Origin of the sequence: Streptomyces sp. NPDC001832 (assembly GCF_040297265.1) — a bacterium.
Lineage (GTDB): Bacteria > Actinomycetota > Actinomycetes > Streptomycetales > Streptomycetaceae > Streptomyces.
In genome coordinates, this window is record NZ_JBEOYU010000014.1 from 16126 (window position 1) to 39513 (window position 23388).

Here is a 23388-nt window from a genome sequence, read left to right on the forward strand (position 1 = left end):
TGCGGGGCGATCATGCGTGGTGTGGGGTCGCTCTGGAGCTCAGCCGCGCGGGTGGTCTCGGGGCGGAAGCCTGCGGACGGGGGAGTGGCGTTGTTACCGGAGGCCGTGGTGGTCAAGGCGGTGAATGAGGCCGGGGCGGCGCTGGTAGTCCTCGCGCAGGTTGGTGAGGCGCTCTCGGAAGTCCGTGCTCCGTCCGGTGTGGTCGTACGCGTCGCGTAGTTCCGCGAGGAGGGTGACGGCCTGGTCGTAGGCGTTGGTCTTCTTGGTGGCGATGTGCGCCTCGACCTGCTGCCAGATGTGTTCGGCCTCGCCTGCGAGGGCGGTCAGGTGCTGGTTGCGGGCTGCGGCTCGCTCGCGTTCGGCGCGCTGCCGGCGTTCGGTGCGCCGTGTGTGGGCGGCGTCCAGGAGGTGGGCCGCTGATAGGCGCCCGGGGACCGTGGTGGGGGTTGTGGTGCCGCGCAGGCGGTGCAGGAGTTCGGTGCGCAACCCGGTTTCCGGGCCGAGGGCGAGCCGCAGCAGCAGAGCGTCCTTTTCCTTCTGCGGGAGGGCGGCGATCAGCGGGGCGAGTTCCTTCTTCGTGGGTTTGACCGGCTCCTTGGGTGCGGTGGGACTGGCCTGGGCCGCTACTGCCAGCATGTCGTCATCTACGCGCAGGAAGTCCGCGAGCGCGCGCTGCGGGGCGGTCAGTTCGCCGAGCCCGGCCGGGACGGGCGGCTCGGGGCAGGTCTGGTACTCCTCTTCTTCGTCGTCTTCGAGTTCCCAGGCGGTGAGCGCGGAGAGCCAGGCGAGGTAGAGAGGGCGCAGGTCGCCGGTGGCGAGTTCGTCGCGTACGCCGATGAGGGCGGCCAGGGAGTCGTCGGCGTCCTCGACCCAGTCGCCGCCCTCGTCCGCGCTGGTGAGGTCGAGTAGGAGGTGGGTGCGGGTGGTCCAGGCGTCGACGTGGTGGTCGAGGCAGTACGGCTTCACCGTGGGCAAGGTCAGGGCTTCCTTGGGCAGGCGCAGCATCAGCTGGTGGGTGCCCCAGTTCGTGACGTACAGGTGGGCGTCGAAGTAGCGCTCGACCATGCGGCGTGGACTGCCGCTCAAGTCGCCCCAGTTGTAGGTGTTGGTGAAGCTGGTGGACGTGATCCGGGCACGCGTGGAGAGGGCCCGCAGCTGCTCCTGCTCCTCGCGGCTCAGCGGTCGATCGAGGGCCTGGAACTCGTAGTACTGGTACTCGCTCACGGGGTGGACCCTATCGCCGCCGCGGGTGGGTGCGGACGCGGAGCCGAAGGGACGCCGTACCCAGACGCCGTAGCTGAAAGAGGCCGTCGCCGACGAGGGCCTGGGTCAGATCTTGATCACGGTGGCCTGGCCGCTGCACAGGGCGGTCAGGTCCTCGGGGTCCGAGGTGAGGATCGTGACGGGGCCGGGGGCGGCGAGGGCGGTGGCGCTGAGCATGGCGTCGATGGCGTACTTGTGGCCGTGCAGGCCGGTGCCGGCAAGGAGGGCGGCGGCGTGCCGGGCGATCGGCTCGGTGACCGGCTCCACGATGAGGCGGGAGAGGGTCCACTCCAGGGCGGGGCGATTGATCCGGGGATGGACCACCTCGACCAGGGTGGCCGCGGACGTGATCACCCTCAGGTCGTCGGCGCGGGCCAGGGCGAACCAGCCGGTGACCGTACGGTCGCGCAGCACGGCCTTGGACAGCCCCTCGCTGTCGAGGACCAAGGTTCCGCCGGGTACGGCGGGAGAGCGGGTCACGCCGCGTCCGCCCTGCCGCGGGTCTGCTCGAGGCGGGCCTGGTGGAGCTGGTCGCGCAGCGCCTGGATCTCCTCGTCGGTGACGGGGCCGTGCTCGGCCTCGGCGACCTGGATGAGTTCGTTGAGGTTGTCGCGTTCGATCTGCCGGGCGACGGCTGCGGCCACGTAGGCGGACAGGCCGGAGGGGCCACTGCGGGCCTTGGCGGCCTCTGCGATGTCGCGCGGCATGGTGATCGAGTACTTGCCGGTAGGCTCGCTCATGCCCTTTATCCTACCGCCAGCCATCCTTGGTGGGTGTCCATCCATCTGCCCGCTATGGGGTGACCCCGTTGCGCAGGATTGACCGAGGACGCGGACTGTCGGAACGCCGTGATCTCAGTGATCACTTGGAGTGTCGACGCGCACGTCGGATACTGGCCATACCCGGCCAAGCATCGATGTGCTGGGGGTTACGCATGATCCGACGTGATGCGCTGGCGGAGTACGTTCGCGGGTCGCTGTGGGTGCTTCCCACTCTGTCCGTGGTGGCCGCACTGGTCACCGGGTCGCTGCTGTCCCTCGTCAAGACCGGCTCGGGCTCGCCGCTGGCGTTTCAGGGGACCGTCGACGATGCCCGGACGCTGCTGATCGGGATCTCCGGGACGATGGTGACGGTCATCGCCGTGCTGCTGGGCCTGGCCGTGGTCGCGCTGCAACTGTCGTCCACCCAGTTCTCGCCGCGGCTGCTGCGCAACTTTCTCCGCGACCGGCCCAATCAGATCGTGCTCAGCGTCTTCGTGGCCACCTTCGCCTACAGCGCGGCCGGTCTCTACACGGTCGGTGTTTCGGGAGGGGGCCGCTCCGAGAACTTTCCCCGGTTTGCGGTGAGCGGCGCGCTCGTCCTGCTGTTCGTCAGCCTCGGCCTGCTGGTGTTCTTCGCCGACCATCTGGTGCACTCCATCCAGGTCGACGCGATCATGCGCGTGGTGGAGCGCAACACCGTCCGGGTGATCCGCGATGGGGTGTTCGCGGGTGGCGAGGATGTCGTCAACGTGCCGGAGTGGGCCGTGGCCATTGCCTCCCACCGGTCCGGGTACGTACAGGTGGTGCGCCCGCACCTGCTGCTGCGGACCGCGGCCGAGCACGGTGTCTGTCTGCGGCTACGGCCCCGGGTGGGCGAACACGTCGTCGCGGGAACGACACTGGCGTGGATCTGGCGGGCTTCACCGCATGACCCCGCTCCGGCCCCTCAGGAGTTCTCGCAGGTGATGGACGCCAGTGTCCGTATCGGATTCGAGCGCACCCTGGAACAGGACGCTGCGCTCGGAATCCGGCAACTGGTCGACGTCGCCTGCAAGGCGCTGTCTCCGGCGGTCAACGATCCGTACACGGCGGTGCAGGCCATCGACCACCTGTCCGTGATCTTCTGTGTGCTCGCCCGGCGCCCCCTGGGCAACCACGTCGTCCGCGACGCCGGCGGGGCCGCCGTGATCATTCCCGGGCGGCGGTTTCCGGAATACCTCGCCGTGATGTGCGGGCTCATCCGACGCTACGGGGCCCGTGAACCGACCGTCGCCCATGCTCTGCTCCGCCTGCTGTACAACTGCGCCGCCGTGGTCGCCGACGATGCCGAGCGGTTGGCGGCGATCGAGGAACAGGCCCGCATCGTCATCGCCGACGCCGAGCGAGAGGTGGCGCAGCCGACCGACCTCGCCCTCGCCCACGCGGAGGCGGTAGCCGTGCGCCGGCAAGTGGCCAGGAATCGTTCGACCGTTCACACCCCCGACAACCGACCAGACGGGCCACCAACTCCCTGACCACGTCGGCAGGCAATGCCGGCAGTCCTGCAGCGCCACGGCTTGAGCACTCGCCCGCCGCTTCTGTGAGCGCCTCCAGCTTCCGGTGCCACGACCTGTCCGCTGCGAGGGCGGAGATCCGTCAGGGGGTAATGGGCGGTACGGGGTGGCGCACGGTAGCACAGGAAGCACAGCGCGAGGAGCGCGTTGATGGAGATGGTGGCCCGTGCGGCAGACTGGGTGTCGCTCATGCCATCCCCGACCGAACGAGAGAGTTCCGCACCTGTGACCGACGAGTCCGCGGCCCCGGAATCCGCCGACGAGGACGCCTTCGGTATCGACGCGTTCACCCTGGACGACCGGCTGCGGCTGTTCCATTTCGCCGCCGCTGAGAAACGCCACGAATATCTGTGGCTGTTGCGTGCTTTCGACCGGGGGCGGGCCAACTACCAGGTGCTGCTGCACGCCTCGGACGCGGCGGAGCTCCTGAATCGGCTCGCCGCCGACCACCCTGGCGTGGCGGCCGTCGGGGCCGTGCAGCCGCTGCTCGACGCGCTCGCTGACTGGCAGGTCCTCGACCGGTCGTACGACGGGACGCGCGCCGCGAATCTCGCCGAGTACCGCAACCGCCACTACGTCTACCAGTTCACCCAGGCGGGCTACCGGGCGTACCGGGCCGTGGAAGACGTACTCGGCGCGCGGCTGGAGGACGCCCAGCTCTCCCGGCTCGTCTTCCCCGACATCCTCACCGACCTTCACGCGCTGGCCGACGCCAACGCCGCCGGCGACGCCGAGGAGGTGTACCGCAAGCTCAGCCGCCTGGACTCCGTACTGGGCGAGATGGCGCAGCGCGCCGCCCGGTTCTACCTGATGCTCGGCGACCTGGCACGGACCAACGACACCCGGCCCGAGGTGTTCCTCGCCCACAAGGACGCCCTGCTCACGCACATGCGGGAGTTCACCGCCGAACTCGGCCGCTACGCCCCGCTGCTCGCCGAGGCCGTCGAGAAGAACGCCGCCATCGGCGTCGACCGGATGATCGAGCACGCCGCCGAGGCCGACGAACGGCTCTTCCGCAGCCCCGCCGAACGCCTCGAGGACTGGCGGCAGCGGTGGCAGGGCATTGTCCACTGGTTCGCGGAGCGCGAGCACAGCGAGGCCGAGCGGCTGCAGGACGCCACCGTCACCGCCATCCGCTCCGTCCTTGCCCTGCTGCGCCGGGTCACCGAGGCCCGCCGCGGCGGGGTGAGCCGGGAGAGCCAACTGCGGCACCTCGCCCAGTGGTTCACCTCCTGCGAGAGCGACGAGGACGCGCACGCCCTCTTCCAGGCCGCCTTCGGGCTCGGCGCGCCCCGCCACATCGCCGTCCCGTACGCCGACCCCGAGCTGATCCCGGGACGTACGTCCTGGTGGGAGGCCGAACCGGTCGAGCTGGCGCGCACCCTGGTCCAGTCCGGCCGCAACCCCGGCCTGCACGGACCCGGCCGCATCGAACGCAACGACGCCCAGCGGGAACGGCTACGTGCCGAGCAGCTGAAGCAGCAGGCCGAGCGCCGCACGGCCGCCGCCTCGCTCGCTGCGGACGGAGCGCACGGCAGGGTGTTGGACGAGGCCGAGACGCGGGTCCTGCTGGCGCTGATGGACGTGGCGCTCGCCGCTCGCCTCCCGGCCAGCCGCAGCGTCTGCGCCGCCTCCGGCTCCGCCCACGGCGTACGCCTCACCGTCACCCCCGTCGAGGGTTCCACCACCGTGCACACCGTCCTCGGCAACCTGCACCTGGACGGACTGCGACTGGAGGTCACGGCATGAGCGCAGCACCAAGCACCTCCGCCCCGGGCGGCGGTGGGCGACGGGCGGGGGAGCGTGTCGCCGAGCACGTTTCACCTCTCGAACTCGCCGACTACCAGAAGGCCGTACGGCTGGTCCTGCGGCATCCGCTGATCACATCCTCGTACCCGGACCGGGCGGCCCTGCCGACCGTGCGCCGCTGGGCCGAGCAGCTGCGCATCGACCTCATGGAGGTCCTCGGCCACCGCCTCGTCACCACGGCCGACACCGCCCGGCTGCTGCGCGTGCAGGACCACCTGGACGCGACGCGGCCCGCCCTCACCCGCGCCGGCCGCCCCTTCGACCGGCGCCGCTATGCCTTCCTCGTCCTCACCCTCGCCGCCCTCGGCCGCCACGGTGCGCAGGTCGCCCTCGGCGAACTCGCCGACGCGGTCTCCGCCGACGCCGCGCGCATCGACGGCCTCGGCCTGGACACCACGCGCAAGACCGACCGGGACGCCTTCGTCGACGCCGTCACCTGGCTCACCGAGCGCGGCGCCCTCGCCCTCACCGACGGGTCCGCCACCGCCTGGGCCGGCGACCCCGAGCGTGCGGAGGCCCTGTACGACATCGACCGCGAGATTCTCACCGCCGTCCACCAGCCCACCCGAGTCCTGCAGCACCTCACCTCGGTGACCGCGCTCCTCGATTCCGGCAGCGCGCTGGGCCTGGCCACGGGCCGCCACGCGCAGCGCCGCGATCAGGCCCGCCGTGCTCGCCGTCTCGTCCTGGAGAACCCGGTCGCGTACTACGCCGACGCCGAGGCCGAGTTGCTCGGCCAGCTGCGTGCCCCCTCACTCGCCGAGGATCTGGAGCGTCTGACCGGCCTTGCTGTGGAGCGCCGTGCCGAGGGCGTCGCGCTCGTCGACACCTCCGGCAAGCTGTCCGACATCCGTTTCCCCGGCGGCGGCACGGTCGCCCAGGCCGCGCTGCTCCTCGGCGCCCGCATCAGCGAGGCCGCCCGGCGCACCGGGCGGCACGCCCCCGACCTGCTGCCCGCCCCGACGGCCGCCGAACGCCTCGCCGCCCGGGCCCGCCGCATCGACGCGGCCCTCCCGGCGCGCGGACTGCTCTCGGAGCTCTCCGCACCCGAGGAGTCGCTGTACGAGGCCGTTGACGAGGAGGGCGACGAGCGGGAGGAGACCCGCTACCCCTTCGTCACCGACTCCTGGCTGCGCGGCAGACTGAAGGAGATCATCGGCGAGTACGGCAAGGGCTTCGCCGCCGACCTGCGCGAGGACCCGGACCGGCTGCTCGCCCAGGTCCTGGACCTGCTGGCCGCCCTGTCGCTGGTCGCCCGCGTCGACGGCGGAGTGCTCGTGCTTCCGCTCCTTGCCCGCTACCGCGGCGTCAGCGTCCGCGTGAAGTCCCGCGTGCCCGCCCCGCGGCCCGCCGCCCAGACCACCCTGTCCGCCGACGACACTGTGAAGGAACCGACGCCGTGAGCATCCCGGCTCCCGCCCCGGCCAGCACCCTCGCTCCGACCCCGGCCACCCGTTACGTCCCCACTCGCGCCGGGATCGTCAACCTCTGGGACTACCGGGACGAGGAGTTCTCCTTCGCCGGCGGCTGGCTGGTGCTGCGCGGACCCAACGGCTCCGGCAAGACCAAGGCCCTCGAAGTGCTCTTCCCGTTCGTCCTCGACGGCCGTATCGATCCCAAGCGGCTCAACCCGTTCGCGGCCGAGGACCGCACGATGAAGTCCAACCTGCTCTTCCGCGGGCAGGACAGCGCACTCGGCTACGTCTGGATCGAGTTCACCCACCGCACCAGTGGCGAGGCCGTCACCTGCGGCATCGGCCTGCACGCCCAGCGCCACCGCGACACCCCGGCCCGCTGGCACTTCGTCACCGACGGCCGCGTCGGCGAGGACTTCTCCCTCCTCACCGACGACGACCGGCCGATGACGAAGAAGCAGCTCGCCGCCGAGCTCGGCCACGAGCTGATCGCTTCCCCGACCGACTACCGCGCTGCCGTCGACCAGCGACTCTTCGGCCTCGGCCGGGAGCGGTACGAGCAACTGCTCACCCTCATCCTCACGCTGCGCCGCCCGCAGCTCGCCAAGAACCTCGACCCGGCCAAGCTCTCCGACACCCTCACCGAGGGCCTGCGCCCGCTGGACGACGACCTCATCGCCGAAGCCGCGCGCTCCTTCGACGACATGGAGTCCGTGCAACGCACCCTGGAGGGACTGACCGCCGCCGACGACGCCACCCGGGCCTTCCTCGCCGGCTACTCCACCTACCTGCGGGTCCACGCCCGCGTGGCCGCCGACCGACTCACCGCCCGCCGCACCGAGACCGCTGCCCGCACCGCCGCCCTGGACAACGCCGTGGCGGAGCTGGCGGCAGCCCGCGAGCAGCAGGCCGCTACCGAAACCCGCGCTGAGACCGCTGACGCCGCGCTCACCGCCCTGCGCGCCCGCCTCGACCAGCTGCGCTCCTCCGCCGCGTACCAGGCCATCGAGCAGCTCGCCGACCTGGAACGTCTGGTGCGTACCTGCGAGCACACCGCCCGGCAGGCCACCGCCGAACGCGAACGCCGCACCGCCGCCACCGGCCGCGCCCGCGCCGAAGCCGAACACGCGGCCCAGCTCGCCGCCGAGCTCGAGGGCGCCGCCTCCCGTGACGCCGCCGCCGTCGCCGACCACGCCCGCACTGCGGGCCTTGCCTGGACCCCGGTTGACGCCGAGCCCGCCCGGCTCGCCGAGCGGTCCGCCGCGCTCGCCACCGCTCGCCACGACGGCGTGCGGGCCCTGCGCGCCGCCCAGCAGGACTGCCGCAGCGCCGAGCAGACCCGCGACCTCGCCCGCAGCGCCCTCGACCGCGCCCGGGACGCGGTCAGTGGCGCCGAAACCGCCGGAACCGAAGCCGAGCGGGCGGTCGAGGCCGCCCGCACCACGGCGCGGGAGGCACTCGCCCAGTGGACGCGGGACCATGGCCCGCTCCTCCCCGAGGGCGCCGCCGACCGCCTCGCCGAAGCCCTCGACCTCACCGGCGAGAACGTCACCGGCGAAGGGGAAACAGCCACCCTCGCCGACACCTACGCCGAGGCCGCCGCCCCCGCCGTGCAGGAGCTGCGCGACGCCCTGGCCGCCCTGCGCGGCCGGCGCACCGACCTCGAACGCCGCCGCGCCGAGACCAAGGCCGAGCGCGACCGCATCGCCGCCGAGCACGACGACGCTCCTCCCGCCGCCCGCGGCCGCACCGCCGACCGCACCCGGGACGGGGGCACCTCCCAGGCCCTCAAGGCACTGGGGGAGGGCGTACCGCTGTGGCAACTCGTCGACTTCGCCGAGCATCTGACTCAGGAGCAACAGGCCGGTCTGGAAGCAGCCCTGGAGGCCTCCGGCCTCCTCGACGCCCTCGTCACCGCCGAGGACACCCCCGTGCCAGCCGGGCACAGCGACGGCTACCTGCACGCCCGCACACCCGTCGACGGCCCCAGCCTGGCCGACCTGCTGCGCCCGGAGGACGGCACGCCGATCCCCGCCGCGCGCGTCACCGCCGTCCTGCGCTCCGTGGCCGTCACCTCCGACCCCGGCTCCGGCACCGCGCAGATCACCCCGGACGGCCGGTACGTCGCCGGCGTCCTCGTCGGCGCGCACATCAAGGAGCACGCCGAGTACGTCGGCGCCACCGCCCGCGAGCGCCGCCGCGCCGCCCGCATCGCGGCCTGTGAGGCCCTGCTCGCCGAACTCGCCGCCGAACTCGATGAGCTGGCACGTTCCCAGGCTCGTACCGACGCACGGCTGGAGGCGTATGCCGCCGCCCGTGCCGCCCTGCCCCGCACCACCGGCATCACCGCCGCGCTGCGCGAACTCGACAAGGCAGCGGCGCGGCTGCGTGCCACCCGCGAGGCCGCCGACGCCGCCCAGGTCTCGTACGACGAGGCCGTGGCAGCCTCTTCAGTCGCCGAGCGCGCCCTGCGCCGCACCGCCGCCGAGCACGGCATCGCCCCTGATCGTGTCGACGCCGTCGAGACCGCCACCCGCGCCTTCGAGACGGCGGTACGCGAACTCGCCGCCCGCCGCCGCGAACACACTCGGCAGGCACAGGCCGCCGAAGACGCCGCCGACCGGCTGAACGCGGCAGCCGAGGACGAGGAAGCCGCCCTGGACGCCGAGCGCGCCGCGCGCCGCCGCCACGCCGAGGAGGCGGCGGGGCTCGACGCCCTCCAGGAGGCCGTCGGCGCGGAGGCGCAGGACGTGATGTGCCAGGTGCATCAGGCCGAAGACGCCCTCGACGGGGCGGTCCGGGAGGCCGAGACGGCCACCGCCGCCCTGCATTCCGCCATCGCCGCCACCGCCTCCGCCGAGGCCCGGCGTACCGCGGCGGCCGAGGCCCGCTCCGTCGCCACCGCCGAGGAGAAGGAAACCGCCCGGGGCCTCGCCCCGTACGCGGCCCGTGAACTGCTCGACATCCTGCGCTGCCCGCCCGGCCTCAACTGGCCCGCCCAGGAGGCCGACTGGGCAGGCCAGGAGCTGCCCGCCGCAGCGGTAGCGGTCCACGAGGCGATCCAGGCCGCCACCCGCGACCTCGCCCCCACCGAGAACAGCGTCAAGCAGTCCGTCACCCGCCTGACCAAGGCCCTGGACGACCTGCAGGCCCAGCTCGCCGCCGCCGGACAGGACTACCGGCCCGAATGGGACGGCTCCGACGGCGTCATCGTCGTCCGCGTCGCCGACGAGGAAGGCCCGCTGCCCGTCGCCTCCTTCGCCGAAAAGATCGCCGAGCACCGCCGCGACCAGGCCGAGCTGCTCAGCGACTCCGAGCAGCGCATCCTCGAGGACGCCCTGCTCACCCGGCTCGCCCAGCAGATCCACGACCGCACGGTCGACGCCCGCGACCTCATCAGGCGCATGAACACCGACATGCGCGAACGCAGGATGTCCTCCGGCACCACGGTCGGTGTGAGCTGGCTGCTCGCCGACGGCCTCGACGACGAGCAGCGCGCCGTCTGCGCCCTCCTCGACGCGGACGCCGCGCGGCTCGGCCCCGACGGGCTCGCCCGGATCCGCGCCCACTTCGCCGCGCAGATCAAGAACGCCCGCGCCCGCCAGCGCGACCTGCCCTACCGCGAACTGCTCGCCCAGGTGCTGGACTACCGCCGCTGGCGGCAGTTCGCCTTCCAGTTGGTACGCCCTGACCGAAGCGAGGAGCGGCTCACCCGCGCCCGGCACAGTCGCCTCTCCGGCGGCGAGCAGTCCGTCTCGCTGCACCTGCCGCTGTTCGCCGCCGCGCACGCCATGCTCAACTCCGCACATCCGGGCGCCCCGCGGCTGCTCGCCCTGGACGAGGCGTTCGCCGGCGTCGACGACACCGGCCGCGGCGAACTGATGTCGCTGGCCGCGCAGTTCGACCTCGACCTGTTCATGACCGGCTACGACCTGTGGGCCGCACACGCCTCCGTTCCCGCCGCCGCCCACTACGACCTCGCGCACTCGGCGATCGACCACACCGTCTCCGCGCTGCTGCTCCTCTGGGACGGCGAGAAGCTGCTCGCCGACGACATCGACGACCTCACCGCCGCCCTCGGCTCACCCGGCACCCGCCGCGTACCCGGGCCGAAGGAGGCCGTCGTTGCCGACTGAACAGCACGGCTACGAGGAACTGCGCGGTGAGGGCTGGACCCGGCTGCTGGCCGCCGCCCGCCGCAAACTGGAACGTACCTCGGGCGCGCTCGACGGTGAGATCGGCCTCTCCACCCCCAGCGAGGCCGAGCGCCGTACCGTCATCGGCGTCACCGGCCGCTACCGTCCCGACACCGTCAAACGCCTCGCCGTCCCTCTCACCGCCCTCGACACCTACCTGTACGACCGCTACGGCACCGGCCTGCTCCAGACCCTCGGCCACCTGAACGGCCCCCTGCGCGACCGGCCCGCCGAACGCGCCGACGAGGAAACCCGCCGCGAACAGGTCCTGGCCTCGGCCCACTCCAGCCGCCTCGCCACCGAGACCTGGTTCGCGGCCTGGCTGGACCGCCTCGCCGCCGACGGCACCCTGACCCGCCTGCTGCGACGCGGGGACGCACCCCTGATCGACGCGGCGGTGCGCGTCCTGGAAAAACTCCCCGAGGACCCCTCCCGCATCCTGCCGCTTCCGGTCCTCGCCGAATGGGCCACCGGCGATACCAAAGCCCTCGTCCCCGGCACCCCGCTCGAACAGCTCATCCTGCGCGCCCTCGCCCAGCGCACAGGCGACGACGTCCCGCGCGAGAGGGCCGGACGCCGTGCCCTGTGGGAGAGCGCGGGCGCCATCGCCGACGACCTCGCCAGCCAGGTCCTCGTCCTGGGCATCCGCCCCGAGGGCGACACGGTGGTCTGCGACTGGCTGCGCGACGCCGCCGACTTCGGCATCCCGTTCCGGCTCACCCTCCACCAGCTCGCATCCGACCCCGTCATCCCCGCCGCCGGTGACATCTTCGTGTGCGAGAACCCGGCCGTCCTGCGCGCGGCCGCCGCCGAACTCGAAGCCGAAAGCGCGGCCCTGGTGTGCACCGAGGGCGTACCGTCCGCGGCCTGTCACAAACTGCTCGCCGACGCGGTACGCGCCGGAGCCCGGCTGCACTGGCGGGCCGACTTCGACTGGGTGGGCCTGCGCATCACCGCTACCGCCGTGGAACGCCACGGGGCCCGCCCCTGGCGCATGACCACAGCCGACTACCGGGAAGCCCTCGCCCAGGGCCAGACCACACCTCTCGCCGGCCCACCCACGACAAGCCCCTGGGACCCCCAACTGGCGCGGGCCATGGGGGAGTCGGGCCAAGCCGTCATGGAGGAGCGCCTGCTGCCCACGCTCCTGGCCGACCTCACCCGCACCTGACACCGATGACCGCCAGACCGGCTCGGATGATCAGGGGGCTGGCACACGCGGATGGTCTCGGGGCGGAGCCTGCGGACGGGGGAGTGGCGTTGTTACCGGAGGCCGTGGTGGTCGAGGCGGTGGATGAGGCCGGGGCGGCGCTGGTAGTCCTCGCGCAGGTTGGTGAGGCGCTCTCGGAAGTCCGTGCTCCGTCCGGTGTGTACGTACGCGTCGCGTAGTTCCGCGAGGAGGGCGACGGCCTGGTCGTAGGCGTTGGTCTTCTTGGTGGCGATGTGCGTTTCGACCTGCTGCCAGATGTGTTCGGCCTCGCCTGCGAGGGCGGTCAGGCGCTGGTTGCGGGCTGCGGCTCGTTCGCGTTCGGCGCGCTGTCGGCGTTCGGTGCGCCGTGTGTGGGCGGCGTCCAGGAGGTGGGCCGCTGACCGGCGCCCGGGGACCGCGGTGGGGGCTGTGGTGCCGCGCAGGCGGTGGAGGAGTTCGGTGCGCAACCCGGTTTCCGGGCCGAGGGCGAGCCGCAGCAGCAGAGCATCTTTTTCCTTCTGGGACAGGGCTGCGATCAGCGGGGCGAGTTCTTTCTTCGTGGGTTTGACCGGTTCCTTGGGCGCGGTGGGACTGGCCTGGGCCGCTACTGTCAGCAGGTCGTCATCTACGCGCAGGAAGTCCGCGAGCGCGCGCTGCGGGGCGGTCAGTTCGCCGAGCCCGGCCGGGACGGGCGGCTCGGGGCGGGTCCGGTACTCCACTTCTTCGTCGTCTTCGAGTTCCCAGGCGGCGAGTGCGGAGAGCCAGGCGAGGTAGAGAGGGCGCAGGTCGCCGGTGGCGAGTTCGTCGCGTACGCCGATGAGGGCGGCCAGGGAGTCGTCGGCGTCCTCGACCCAGTCGCCGCCCTCGTCCTCGCTGGTGAGGTCGAGTAGGAGGTGGGTGCGGGTGGTCCAGGCGTCGACGTGGTGGTCGAGGCAGTACGGCTTCACCGTGGGCAAGGTCAGGGCTTCCTTGGGCAGGCGCAGCATCAGCTGGTGGGTGCCCCAGTTTGTGACGTACAGGTGGGCGTCGAAGTAGCGCTCGACCATGCGGCGTGGACTGCCGCTCAAGTCGCCCCAGTTGTAGGTGTTGGTGAAGCTGGTGGACGTGATCCGGGCACGCGTGGAGAGGGCCCGCAGCTGCTCCTGCTCCTCGCGGCTCAGCGGTCGATCGAGGGTCTGGAACTCGTAGTACTGGTACTCGCTCACGGGGCGGAGCCTATCGCCGCCACGGGTGGGTGCGGACGCGAAGCCGGCCGAACGCCGTACCCAGGCGCCGTAGGTTGGGGTGCCTCTATGTCTTTCGTCAAGCAAGGCGACGGGTTCGGTGTTCGTAGAAGGTGCCGTCGCGGAGCGGAACTCGCGGCGGTGCCGCAACTGGCCGCCGCGGGCAGGCTGCGGTGCAGCGACAAGACGGAGCGCCCTTCGCGGCCACGGTCCACGCGCAGGGTGAGTCCTTACTGGTGGTGACCTCTACGAGGACGAGCCGGTCAGAGCCTCCGCCTGGCCGCTGCTGCTTCTCACGAACTGGCCATCCATCGACAGGAGTTGACCGCGTGGGACCGCAAGGCGCTGACCGAACCCAACGAGACGATCCGACACCTGTGGCTGCGAGCCGCACCGGGCTGTTGCGCTGCCACCGGGTGCTGCCCCGCCGGCCGGCGGCAGGGCGGTGCGGTAGAGGCGGATGTTGCTGTGGCGGCCGTTGGAGTATTCGCACGTAGGTGCCGGCGACGCCGACGCTGCTCCAGTCGCTGGTGGCGAGGGTGCCGTTGCAGGTGTTCGCGTGCGAGCTGGGCGCGAGGTGTCAGCCTCGGAACCAGGTGAAGTCCGTCACCGTGGAGTAGGTGTTGCCCTTCAGGGCCTCGATGAAGGTGGTGAAGGCTCCAGCCGGGACGGAGAGGGCGGCCCTGGCCGGGACCTTCGAGTCGCGGATGAATATGCGGGTGTGGCGATGTGCAACCTCCACGCAGGCGTCGCCCTGGCCACCGCCGGAGTAGGACGACTTTTGCCAGGCATTGGGGGACATCATGGACTCACAGCTCCTTCGTCCACCGGAGGATGAGGTCACGCGAACGCTTGGGTTTGAGCGATGCTGCTTCTACCCTACGGAAGAGCGTTCGGTAGCGGTCGAGTCGGGCTTCGGCGTCGATGAACGCAGGGCCATTGGGTCCGTCACGCACGACGGTGTCCAGTTTGGGGACCGGACCACCTGCATACACCATGGCGCTTCCTGCTCTGGCGAAGCCGTCCAGATCGAAGGGGACGACGCGTACGGTGACGTGATCGGCTTCGGACCCAGCCACGGCCTTGGCGCCGTAGGCGGCCGCGAGGACGTGCTGGGGGGTGTCGTCGTTGTGACGGCCGGAGGCCCAGACCTGGGCTCTGGAGTAGTAGAGCTGGAATCCGTTGGCGGCGCCACCGGCAGGATTCGAACCTGCGCACACGGCTCCGGAGGCCGTCGGTGTCTCCGCTGTTCCAGCAGGTTGCCTGGGATTGGCAGTGGCACGGTTCACCTCACAATCGGGGGTGATCAGCCGCAAGAAACGCACTGCGCTACGTCGTGCCCTCCACGACGCAAGACAGTCTGGGCCGACACGCTGACCGTGATCGATCTGGAAGGTGCCCTGGGAATGATGTTGTGGCCCGATCAAGTGCAGTGGCGCATCCCTGCCCCTGGCGAGGCCCCCGAGGGCTACAACGATGAGGCGGAGGGCCGCCCGCCGAAGGCTCGAGCACACCGGACAGCGCGGGGTAAGCGACGTCGCTAGGCCTCTGCTGGCGGCTGGGTGGGGCGGGAACGCCTTGTGGGAGCCCCACTGAGAGTGCCCGCCTGGCGAACTCAAGGCGAGCTATCGGACCTGCGTCCACGGCAGCTCACATCACGCCAGTGTTGTCTGGCACTCCTCGCATCGCCGTACCGCCTGCCGCGCGGTGTTTCCCTCTGTCGCGGTCGCCGGATAGCTGCTACTCAACCGGTCCCAGAGTCCGGCCGGAGGTGTGGGGATCCAGCCCCAGCGTGGTGCAGTTACCAGATTCTCGGTCAGGTGGGTACAGGCTCCGGGGAGGTGTGCGTACTGAGTCGGGGAGATCAGAATCGTGTCTGGAGAGAACTGTTGCCAATCCTGCCGGGGCGAGGCTGCGGGACGCACCTTTGGCGCGGATCCGTCGGGTGGGCACGCACAGCCCATTCCGATGACGAAGTCACACCGATCGCAACGTACTTCTGCCACAGCTCCGCCCCACCCTCACGTCGTATCAGTATCCATAAGATAGACAATCTTCCCGTCGAATTCCGCGAACCCAACGGGGTGCGATCCTGCGGCGTGAGCGGCTGTACCACTCGCACGTGATCGAGTGGCGCCAGGCCCGCGAGGCCGGCGCCCTGGACGCGCTGACCGACCGGCGGACCTCGGCGGTGCGGCCGAAGAAGGCGGCCGAGCAGGCCGAGCTGGAGCAGCTGCGCAAGAAGGTCGCCCGGCTGGAGAAGGACCTGGCTCGCCGGGACGCGGCCCTGGAGGTCATGGGAAAGGCCAACGCGCTCTTGGAACTGCTCTCCGAGAGCGCGGACTGAAGCATGCCGCCGCGCCCGTGATCGATGAGGCGTTCACGGGTGTCCAGGGGCAGTTGGGGACCGCTGCGGCCTGTCGGCTGACCGGGCGCGCCAAGAGCAATGAGATCACCGCGTTCCGGCCGCTGCTGGGCCCGCTGGACCTGACCAATCGGGTGTGACCTTCGATGCGCCGCTGACCCAGACCGACCAGGCGAGTTCCTGGCCGAGGAGAAGGACGCACACTGCATTGCCGTGCTCCGTCGGGGAGTTGTTAGGGTCCCGAGAGCGGTGGACGGAGCGGATCGCCATGTCCACCGCACGCGACGACGGGGAAGGACGGGGGCGTATGGCCTGGGAAGAGTGGGAGCGGGCCAAGGCGGCGGTGCAGGAGCGCCACGAAGCCCGGATGCGGCTGAATCAGGCCGCGCCTGGAAGCGGCGGCGGTGACGGGGATCTCGTCGTGCACCAGGACGACTTGGGGGCCGTGGGCCACGAGGCGTTCATCCTCCACGGCGAGCTGAAGAAGAGGGCCGATATAGCCGGGGCAGGTGCCGACAAGAGTGGAGCAGGGTCCACCATGCAGGCCGCCGCCGCGCTCAGGAGTCACAACCTGGGACTCGGCACGGAACTGGCGTCGACGGTCGAGGTCTGGAGCTCGCAGGTGAAGCACGTCCTGCAGGCGTGCGCGCACATCTCGAACCACCTCGACTACAGCAAGAAGCTGCACGCGCAGGAGGACGCGAGGATCGCCGCCGAGCTCCGCGGCCGGACAGGCCCCATGCCCGTCTCGGCGCTGAACGACTACTTCAAGTAGGAGGGTCCGTGCAAGACTTCTCGTACTCGAATCTCATGGCCCTGGACCTCACCAAGCTGGGTACCGCGGCGGCCGACTGGAAGACGATGGCCGGCGAACTGGCTAAGCTCGCGACCGACGTCCGGGACGGATTGACCAAGAAGTCGGACACGGCTCGCTGGCAGGGTGTCAATGCCACTGTGACCAGAGAGTTCGTCGGCAAGACGGCCAAGGAGTTCGCCGACCTCCAGACGGAGGCCGAGAGCATAGCGAGCGTCCTGGTGGACGCCCACACCGAGCTGACGCGGTACCAGAAGCAGGCGCAGACCCTCACCGAATCGGCCGGCAAGGGGGACCCGTCCCACCAGCCGCCGGACCCCGGTCTCCTGGTCTTCGACGGTCCGAACGGCACGGTGGGCGTCTCCGAGGCGATGTGCACCCCAGAGGGTACCGACCAGCGAACCAAGGACCGCATCCGGTGGTACGCGGACACCCTCACCGGCATCGTCCGGCACGCCGCCGAGGTCGACGCGGCAGCCGTACGCGCGCTTCGTAAGAGCCACGGCAACGACCCGGGCAACGCGGGCCACGCCCGGTACACCTCCCTCGACGAGGAACAACTGCCGCGCGCCAACGAACTCGCCGGTCTCGGCGAGGACGCGAATCCGCAGCAGCGGGCGGAACTGCGGCGCCTGTGGGAGTCCCTGAGCCCGGCGGCACGGGCCCAGCTCTGGCTGGCGCAGAAGGATGACCTGATGGCGGCGGGCATTCTCGGTCCGACCATGCCGCAGATCGCGGCGGACGCCGGGGCCGGGAAGCACGACTCCGAGTCGCCGGGCTTGGAGGAGTGGGCCACTGAGCAGAAGATGAAGCTGCTGGCGGAGGGCGCCGACTGGAAGGGCATGACGGACGCGTCCCGCCACATGGCGCACTATCTGGGCAACAGCGGCAGTCCCATGAACCTGCCGGTGGACAAGATGATGACGGACGTGCCCGGCTTCAAGTCGTACGTCGACGACATCGTCCGGATGAACCAGGACGACTGGCGCAAGCAGGCCCTGGAGGAGTTCCGGAAGAATGGTGGAAAGCCGGTCGCTTTCCCGGTCGAGGCGAAGGCGCCCGAGGGCTTCTACTTCTCCAAGGAGAATGAGAACTGGTTCTACGCCGTGGGCGGAGCCAACTCCAATGTCACCGGTGTGGTGACGGCGTTCCCGGACGCGAACGGCAACCCCAAGATCGGCATCGATTACCAGGCCAACGTCTGGGACCGCTACAACTGGGACGAGGGCAAGGGCGTCGAGATCGGTCCGATGGAGATTCCCGACGGACAGATGGCCAAGCTGCACCGGGTGGGACTCGCCCAGGAATTCGACATGTCCGGCAGCAGTGGTGTCCAGCACTACGACCTGGGCTCTGCGGAGCCCAACAACGACCCGCTCCCGGGTCCCGAAGAGAGCAGGGACGGACGGATGAATCCCGGTCGTGAGCAACAGCAGGACCGTACGACCGGGGTTCCGGGGAGAGGAAGCGGCCGATGAGGGAGTCCCCCACGGACAGCACCCGAACCGCCCGCGCCCGCCAGAGCGTCCGCACCGGCCACTTCGCGAGTCGTGGGCGGCTCATCGCATGGGCCGCAGCGGGAGTGATGGCCGTCTCGCTCGGAGTGGCGGGGTGCGGCGATCAAGGCAGTGGCGGAGGCGGCGGACGCACCACCCACGGCGGCGACCGCGAGGCGGAACAGGCGGCGGGCTCCACATGGGCCGCGGGCGTCACGCCGGAGTGGATGAGCGAGCAGATGGGCCTCACGGTGCCGACCACGGCGCAGTCGCCCAAGGCCGCGTACGAGATCACCTCCCGCTTCGACACGGGCCTGCTCACCTTCACGCTGACCAGGTCCGAGGCCGAGACGTACCTGAAGGAGAACCCTCCGGAGGGCAAGTGGCTGGAGCCCACGGCGGCCGCGACCGACGTCGAACCCCACGATTTCGCCCACTTCGGCCTCCCGGAGCCGGAGACGTTCAAGGACGGTGTGCGCTACAGCTACGTCTGCCCGAGCATCGGCGCCCCCCAGGCCACCGGGGCCCCTTCCGGCGCTTCCGAGGACCCGTTCGGCTCGTCCGACGCGTACGACATGTCCGATGAGCGCTGCGTCCGCCTGTACGCACACGAGTACTCCCCGGACCGCACCCGCATCTACCTCCGCGCCCACTACGAACCCGGGATCAGCCCCCTCCCGGCGGCTCCATCGTCGTCACCGGACTGAGAGAAGCCCCGCGGGGCCGCCGGTGTCCCGGGCGGCTGCTCCCGCGGGACTGTCCCGAGGCTTCGGCGTAGTCGCTCGACGTCCGGTTCATGAGGGCGTGGATCGAAGTCGTGACACAGCAGCACTTTGGGTTCCCCGCGGCATCGGCGAGCAACTCCTCGCAGAAGAGGGGAGGATGAAGGCGGTTGACCTGCTCTACGCAGCCGAGGACTGGGCCGCACCGACTTTCACTCTTCTTGCTGCCTGGCGACCAGAGAGCTCCGCAGTCGTGGCTTGAGGGCAGACCTGCACCTTCTCGATGCCCGTGGTCCAGAAAAACACACGATACGGGGACGTCGAAAGGCGGTGCCCCGGCGGGGACGCGGTGCATGGAAAAGGGAACAACCGGCGGGCCGGGGCGGCTGCTGGTGATCCAGACCTTCGTCCGGCTGAACCGGTCCGCAGCGGTGACCATCACCCCGAGCAGCAGGCCGAGGGTGTCCACCACGACGTGCCGCTTGCGGCCGTTGACCAGCTTGCCGCCGTCGAAGCCCTGGCTGTCCGATCCGTGCCTTCACCTGACTCGAGCAGGGCTGACCAGCGTCCGGGCCAGTTGGATCAGCGTTCTCCTGCCGTACGTCCCGGCCGCTCGCGGAACAGCTGGGATATTCTGAACAGTTCTGTCAGCAAAGGTTGTTGGGAGCGAAATGGGTAGCGGCGTGCAGGGGATGCCTCTTGAGGTGCAGCACATCAGGAAGGCGTTGCTCAGGGAGTTCCAAGGCCTGATCTCCATGGATGACTTTGAGAAGAAGGATCCCAAAGAGCGTGAGACGGCCCTGCTATCGAGGGCTGTGTCTGCCAAGGCGGCCCGGATTCTTGCCGACTGCACTTCGGAGGAGGCGGCGGCCGGGGTCATCGATGGCCGTGACGACTTCGGCATCGACTGTGTTGCGTTCTCTGCGTCGGGCTCCGAGATCTGGCTGATCCAGGCGAAGTGGAGAGACAAGGGGACGGCTGGCTTCGACACGGAGGCTGCCCTCAAACTGGTGCACGGGCTGAAGAAGCTCGACAACCGCGACCTCGACCACTTCAACGAGAGGCTGCAACTTCTCTCCGACCGTGTCCATGGCGTCCTTCAGCTGCCCACCTGCAAGGTGAACCTGGTCATCGCGCTCATGGGAGACGGCCGTCTGTCTCAGGAGACCCGCGACATACTCGACGAGGCGGCGCGCGAGTTCGGCGGGCTCGGGCGGACCGTTGCATATCGGGTGGTAAATCAGGCCAACTTCCACAGGGCGATCCGGGAGGATCTGGAGCCCCAGCCGATCACACTCAAGGCAACTATGAACCGGGAGTGGTATACGCGCGACACCCCCTTCAAAGCCGTGATCGGCGAGGTCAGCGCCGACCAACTGGCGCGCTGGTACGGGGGCAAGGGGGAGGGCGAGGGGCATGGCGAGCGCCTCTACGACCGCAACGTGCGTCGCTCGCTCGGGCTGACAGGGGTCAACCAGACCATGGTCGACTCGATGCTGGAGGACCCAGAGGGCTTTCTCTACCGCCACAACGGCATCACCGTGCAGTGCGACGAGATTGCGCAGGAATATCCCTTCAAGAGAGCGGTGGGGCAGCCAACCGTCCTCACCCTGACCAACGCCAGCGTTGTCAATGGCGCGCAGACGGTCACCTCCGCATTCCGGGCGTATGAGAAGAACGCCGATCTTGTCGCAGAGGCATACGTCATCGTGCGGATCATCTCCTTGGACGGAACGCCGGAGGGGTTCGGCCGGTCCATCACCAAGGCCACCAACACCCAGAACCACATGGAGCGCCGGGACTTCATCGCCATCGACCCCGTCCAGAGCGAGATCCAGAAGGACTTCCGACTGTCCCTCGACAAGGAGTACGTGTTCCGGCGGGGCGAGCTGGACCCCGCACCCGAGTCGGGCTGCTCGGTCACGGAGGCTGCGACGGCTCTTGCCTGCCTGCACCGGGACTCGTCGCTCGCCGTCCGGGTGAAAGGCTCCACCAATGCTCTGTGGAGCGAAGGGCATGGCGGCGCCTACACCCGCCTCTTCGGACAACAACCGAGCGCCCAGCAAGTCTGGCGTGCCGTCCAGGTGTTTCGGCTGGTACGTGACGAACTGACGACAACGCGGGCGAAGCTCAGCGGGCGTCCAGCCGCGGTGGCGGACAGCGGTGCGCTCCTCGTCGCCCACCTGGTCTTCCAGCGTATTGGCCGGGAACGGTTCGACGAGTCCGAGAGCGAATGGGAGAACACCCTAGCTGGGACTCCGGACCAGGTGCGGGCCGTGCTGGCCTGTCTCATCAGCATGGTTGACACCCTCTTCACCAACAAGAGTTTCATCACCAGCACCTTCGCGAATGAGGAACGCTGTGCGCGGCTGGTCGTGGCCGTGCTCGGGACGCTCGATCGGGGGGTCGGACCTGACTCCCCGATGAACCTCAAGGCCCTGATGGAGACGTCCGGCCGGAAGCGTCAGCGACGTCCTCAGACGGTGCGCCTGCTGGTTGACCACGATGCCATCGAGGAGGGCACACGCTTGGAATACGCCCCCAGCGCGGTGGAGGAGCTCGCCATCGGCGCATGGCTCGACGCCGATCCGCGCCGCCGTCGCGCAAGCTGGGTGAACGACCGCAAGTCACCGCTTATCTGGGAGGCCGACGGCCGACACTACTCGCCCACCGGACTGGTTTCCCAGATGTGGAATGCCGCTGACTGGAAGGAACAGTGGAGCGCGGTTCAGGGCCCCAAGCAGTGGCAGGTTCCGGGAGAAGGCACGCTGGTGGAAATTGCCGAGCGGCTCTGGCAGCGGATTTCCGATGGGGAGGAGCTGCTGGAGGAGTACGTGCCGTAGCCGAGCAGGAGCCTGTGCTTGGTCGATCACGTGCTGCCCATGGACGGGCCGGGCAGTTCAGCCCAGACGGTTTTTCCGGACGGAAAGCGAGGCTCGACGCCCCATCGGGAGGCGAGCACACCCACGAGGAGCAGCCCCCGTCCTTGCTCACTGTCCGGGCACGGCTCCGGCACCGGGGCGGGTAAGCGCTCGTCTCGGCAGTCGGCCACCTCGATCCGAAGGGTGCCAGGTGCGCCCTCCGGGCGAGTAGTCAGTGTCATCGCGAGCAGGAAGTCCCGCCCTCGTACGTGGCCGTGAGTGACGGCGTTCGAAGCGAGCTCGGCAACGACGTGTGCGGCAGCCGCCATCGGGTCGCCGTACCTGCCCCACCCCCACCCCACCAGTTGCTCGACCGCGAGCAGGCGGGCAAGGCGAGCCCCGCGCCGTGTCGCGCTGAACTGCTGGCGGAAGTGCGCTGGGTGAGGTGCAAGGGGAGACATAAGAGGAGTGCTACGGATTTCGTCTTTCACGTGACAGAGCGTGTCCGGTTGGTCGTACGCTGACCAGAGGAACCATCGGTACGGCACGGCCCTGTACCGCTGCTGAGGGTTGCGTGTCCGTGTTGACGGAAGTAACCGGGCGGTGCGCGGGCGGGTTGGGGGATGAGTGATGACATCAGGGTCCCGCCAGGGCGACAGCGAAGGCCGCCCCGATGCGTCGGCGGAGGAAACAGACGGTCTCGTCGACTTGAACCGAGCTGTGGGCAAGCAGGTCAAGTTGCTGCGGGAGCGGGCCGGCCTCACCCAGAAGGAATTGGGTGACCGCCTCGGGTATGGCGAGGACCTCGTCTCGTCCCTTGAGCGGGGCCGCAGGACGCCGCAGCCGGAGTTCTTGGACGCAGCGGACGATCTGCTCGGTGGCGGAGGGCTGCTGAAGGCGACCAAGGACGACGTAGCGCGGGCAAAGGCCAAGGCGAGGGTGCGGCATCCGGCGTGGTTCCGGGACTACGCGCGGCTGGAGGCGGAGGCGGTCGAGGCCAACTTCTATAACAACCACGACATTCCGGGGCTCTTTCAGACCGAACGGCGCACTCGCGCGTTATATGAGATGCGCAAACCGCTACTTGACGAAGAGACGATCGACCGGCGAGTGGCGTCAAGAATGGACCGCCAGCAGATTCTGACGCGTTGGCCTCGGCCCATCGTGACCGCCGTGGTGGAAGAAGTGGTACTGCGGCGGCCTGTCGGAGGGCTGGAGGCACACAAGGAGCAGTTGGAGCGACTGCTTGGGCTTGGTGAGCTGCGCACCGTCGAGTTGCAAGTGATGCCCACGAACCGAATCGAACATGCTGGCATGGGAGGCCCGTTCACCTTGCTCACACCCAAGGGGAAGCCGCAAGTGGGGTACACGGAAGTGCAGAACGTTGCACGACTGGCTGCAGACGTTGACGAGGTTCGTATCCTGGCCGCACGCTACGGCAGCATCAGGGCTCAGGCTCTCACCCCGAGCGAGTCCATGACCCTGATCGAGAGGATTCATACAAACGATGAGTACTGAGAGCTCCCGACGGCTTGTCTGGCGCAAGAGCAGCTACAGCGGCAACGAGGGGGGCGAGTGCATCGAAGTAGCCGTCACTCCGGCCGGCGTGTACGTACGCGATTCTAAGGACACACGCCGGCCACATCTCTCTGTACGGTCTGCTGGCTGGGCTTCGTTCGTGCAATTCGCGGCTGAAGGCTGAGAAGCCGCGGCTGACCACG

19 protein-coding genes and 2 pseudogenes are annotated in these 23388 nt (G+C 69.8%); 13 read left to right on the forward strand and 8 right to left on the reverse strand.

Annotated elements, in window-relative coordinates:
- Positions 1 to 93: 93 nt before the first annotated feature.
- From ABT115_RS13945 to ABT115_RS13955, 3 genes are all read right to left on the reverse strand, one after another.
- Positions 94 to 1224, reverse strand: a complete 1131-nt coding sequence (locus ABT115_RS13945) for a hypothetical protein (protein WP_351788282.1) — start codon at positions 1222 to 1224, stop codon at positions 94 to 96.
- Between the two features lie 105 nt (positions 1225 to 1329).
- Positions 1330 to 1743: a PIN domain-containing protein gene (locus tag ABT115_RS13950; RefSeq protein ID WP_351788284.1), complete on the reverse strand. Its 414-nt coding sequence runs from the start codon at positions 1741 to 1743 to the stop codon at positions 1330 to 1332.
- Positions 1740 to 2003: a CopG family transcriptional regulator gene (locus tag ABT115_RS13955; protein WP_351788286.1), complete on the reverse strand. Its 264-nt coding sequence runs from the start codon at positions 2001 to 2003 to the stop codon at positions 1740 to 1742. Before ABT115_RS13955 ends, ABT115_RS13950 begins: the two co-directional genes overlap by 4 nt.
- Positions 2004 to 2197: 194 nt before the next feature.
- On the opposite strand from ABT115_RS13955, the gene ABT115_RS13960 reads away from it, so the two are divergent.
- From ABT115_RS13960 to ABT115_RS13980, 5 genes are all read left to right on the forward strand, one after another.
- Positions 2198 to 3538: a DUF2254 domain-containing protein gene (locus ABT115_RS13960; RefSeq protein ID WP_351788289.1), complete on the forward strand. Its 1341-nt coding sequence runs from the start codon at positions 2198 to 2200 to the stop codon at positions 3536 to 3538.
- 264 nt (positions 3539 to 3802) lie between these two features.
- Complete coding sequence (locus tag ABT115_RS13965; RefSeq protein WP_351788292.1) at positions 3803 to 5326, forward strand: TIGR02677 family protein; 1524 nt, start codon at positions 3803 to 3805, stop codon at positions 5324 to 5326.
- The gene (locus ABT115_RS13970; protein ID WP_351788295.1) at positions 5323 to 6789 is read left to right on the forward strand and encodes a TIGR02678 family protein; all 1467 of its coding nucleotides are present in this window, start codon (positions 5323 to 5325) and stop codon (positions 6787 to 6789) included. The genes ABT115_RS13965 and ABT115_RS13970 overlap by 4 nt, the downstream gene beginning before the upstream one ends.
- On the forward strand, positions 6786 to 10937 hold the full coding sequence (locus ABT115_RS13975) for a TIGR02680 family protein (RefSeq protein WP_351788297.1): 4152 nt from the start codon (positions 6786 to 6788) through the stop codon (positions 10935 to 10937). Before ABT115_RS13970 ends, ABT115_RS13975 begins: the two co-directional genes overlap by 4 nt.
- The gene (locus ABT115_RS13980; protein ID WP_351788300.1) at positions 10927 to 12168 is read left to right on the forward strand and encodes a TIGR02679 family protein; all 1242 of its coding nucleotides are present in this window, start codon (positions 10927 to 10929) and stop codon (positions 12166 to 12168) included. Before ABT115_RS13975 ends, ABT115_RS13980 begins: the two co-directional genes overlap by 11 nt.
- Positions 12169 to 12260: 92 nt before the next feature.
- Here ABT115_RS13980 and ABT115_RS13985 read toward each other — a convergent pair whose 3' ends face one another.
- From ABT115_RS13985 to ABT115_RS13995, 3 genes and pseudogenes are all read right to left on the reverse strand, one after another.
- Entirely contained in the window at positions 12261 to 13391 is a 1131-nt protein-coding gene (locus tag ABT115_RS13985; protein WP_351788303.1) for a hypothetical protein, read from the reverse strand.
- A 598-nt stretch (positions 13392 to 13989) separates the two neighbouring features.
- The gene (locus ABT115_RS13990; protein WP_351788306.1) at positions 13990 to 14214 is read right to left on the reverse strand and encodes a DUF397 domain-containing protein; all 225 of its coding nucleotides are present in this window, start codon (positions 14212 to 14214) and stop codon (positions 13990 to 13992) included.
- 4 nt (positions 14215 to 14218) lie between these two features.
- Positions 14219 to 14479: pseudogene (locus ABT115_RS13995) on the reverse strand (Scr1 family TA system antitoxin-like transcriptional regulator); the annotation flags it as partial.
- Positions 14480 to 15531: 1052 nt separating this feature from the next.
- Between ABT115_RS13995 and ABT115_RS14000 the strand changes: the two are divergent.
- The 5 genes from ABT115_RS14000 (at position 15532) to ABT115_RS14020 (ending at position 18791) form a co-directional block, all read left to right on the forward strand.
- Positions 15532 to 15756: a hypothetical protein gene (locus ABT115_RS14000; RefSeq protein ID WP_351788309.1), complete on the forward strand. Its 225-nt coding sequence runs from the start codon at positions 15532 to 15534 to the stop codon at positions 15754 to 15756.
- Between the two features lie 17 nt (positions 15757 to 15773).
- Positions 15774 to 15914 (forward strand): hypothetical protein, encoded by a 141-nt coding sequence (locus ABT115_RS14005; protein ID WP_351788311.1) that lies wholly within the window; start codon positions 15774 to 15776, stop codon positions 15912 to 15914.
- A gap of 167 nt (positions 15915 to 16081) precedes the next feature.
- Complete coding sequence (locus ABT115_RS14010; protein ID WP_351788560.1) at positions 16082 to 16549, forward strand: hypothetical protein; 468 nt, start codon at positions 16082 to 16084, stop codon at positions 16547 to 16549.
- Between the two features lie 8 nt (positions 16550 to 16557).
- Entirely contained in the window at positions 16558 to 18066 is a 1509-nt protein-coding gene (locus ABT115_RS14015) for a hypothetical protein (protein WP_351788314.1), read from the forward strand.
- On the forward strand, positions 18063 to 18791 hold the full coding sequence (locus ABT115_RS14020) for a hypothetical protein (RefSeq protein ID WP_351788317.1): 729 nt from the start codon (positions 18063 to 18065) through the stop codon (positions 18789 to 18791). The genes ABT115_RS14015 and ABT115_RS14020 overlap by 4 nt, the downstream gene beginning before the upstream one ends.
- A 436-nt stretch (positions 18792 to 19227) precedes the next feature.
- On the opposite strand, the pseudogene ABT115_RS14025 reads toward ABT115_RS14020, so the two are convergent.
- A pseudogene (locus ABT115_RS14025) lies at positions 19228 to 19326 on the reverse strand (transposase); the annotation flags it as partial.
- Between the two features lie 151 nt (positions 19327 to 19477).
- On the opposite strand from ABT115_RS14025, the gene ABT115_RS14030 reads away from it, so the two are divergent.
- Entirely contained in the window at positions 19478 to 21649 is a 2172-nt protein-coding gene (locus ABT115_RS14030) for an AIPR family protein (RefSeq protein WP_351788319.1), read from the forward strand.
- Between the two features lie 26 nt (positions 21650 to 21675).
- On the opposite strand, the gene ABT115_RS14035 is transcribed toward ABT115_RS14030, so the two are convergent.
- Complete coding sequence (locus ABT115_RS14035) at positions 21676 to 22128, reverse strand: ATP-binding protein (RefSeq protein ID WP_351788322.1); 453 nt, start codon at positions 22126 to 22128, stop codon at positions 21676 to 21678.
- Between the two features lie 169 nt (positions 22129 to 22297).
- Here ABT115_RS14035 and ABT115_RS14040 point away from each other — a divergent pair, with 169 nt between their 5' ends.
- Entirely contained in the window at positions 22298 to 23185 is an 888-nt protein-coding gene (locus ABT115_RS14040; protein WP_351788325.1) for a helix-turn-helix domain-containing protein, read from the forward strand.
- Complete coding sequence (locus ABT115_RS14045; RefSeq protein WP_266748565.1) at positions 23175 to 23369, forward strand: DUF397 domain-containing protein; 195 nt, start codon at positions 23175 to 23177, stop codon at positions 23367 to 23369. Before ABT115_RS14040 ends, ABT115_RS14045 begins: the two co-directional genes overlap by 11 nt.
- Positions 23370 to 23388 lie beyond the last annotated feature (19 nt).

Excerpts from the sequence above, each read along its gene's own strand:
- ABT115_RS14045 (WP_266748565.1), top strand. The coding sequence starts at position 23,175 with ATGAGTACTGAGAGCTCCCGACGGCTTGTCTGGCGCAAGAGCAGCTAC.
- ABT115_RS13960 (WP_351788289.1), top strand. The coding sequence starts at position 2,198 with ATGATCCGACGTGATGCGCTGGCGGAGTACGTTCGCGGGTCGCTGTGG.
- ABT115_RS14035 (WP_351788322.1), bottom strand. The coding sequence starts at position 22,128 with ATGTCTCCCCTTGCACCTCACCCAGCGCACTTCCGCCAGCAGTTCAGC.
- ABT115_RS14010 (WP_351788560.1), top strand. The coding sequence starts at position 16,082 with ATGGCCTGGGAAGAGTGGGAGCGGGCCAAGGCGGCGGTGCAGGAGCGC.
- ABT115_RS14020 (WP_351788317.1), top strand. The coding sequence starts at position 18,063 with ATGAGGGAGTCCCCCACGGACAGCACCCGAACCGCCCGCGCCCGCCAG.
- ABT115_RS14040 (WP_351788325.1), top strand. The coding sequence starts at position 22,298 with ATGACATCAGGGTCCCGCCAGGGCGACAGCGAAGGCCGCCCCGATGCG.
- ABT115_RS13970 (WP_351788295.1), top strand. The coding sequence starts at position 5,323 with ATGAGCGCAGCACCAAGCACCTCCGCCCCGGGCGGCGGTGGGCGACGG.
- ABT115_RS13955 (WP_351788286.1), bottom strand. The coding sequence starts at position 2,003 with ATGAGCGAGCCTACCGGCAAGTACTCGATCACCATGCCGCGCGACATC.
- ABT115_RS14030 (WP_351788319.1), top strand. The coding sequence starts at position 19,478 with ATGGGTAGCGGCGTGCAGGGGATGCCTCTTGAGGTGCAGCACATCAGG.
- ABT115_RS13990 (WP_351788306.1), bottom strand. The coding sequence starts at position 14,214 with ATGATGTCCCCCAATGCCTGGCAAAAGTCGTCCTACTCCGGCGGTGGC.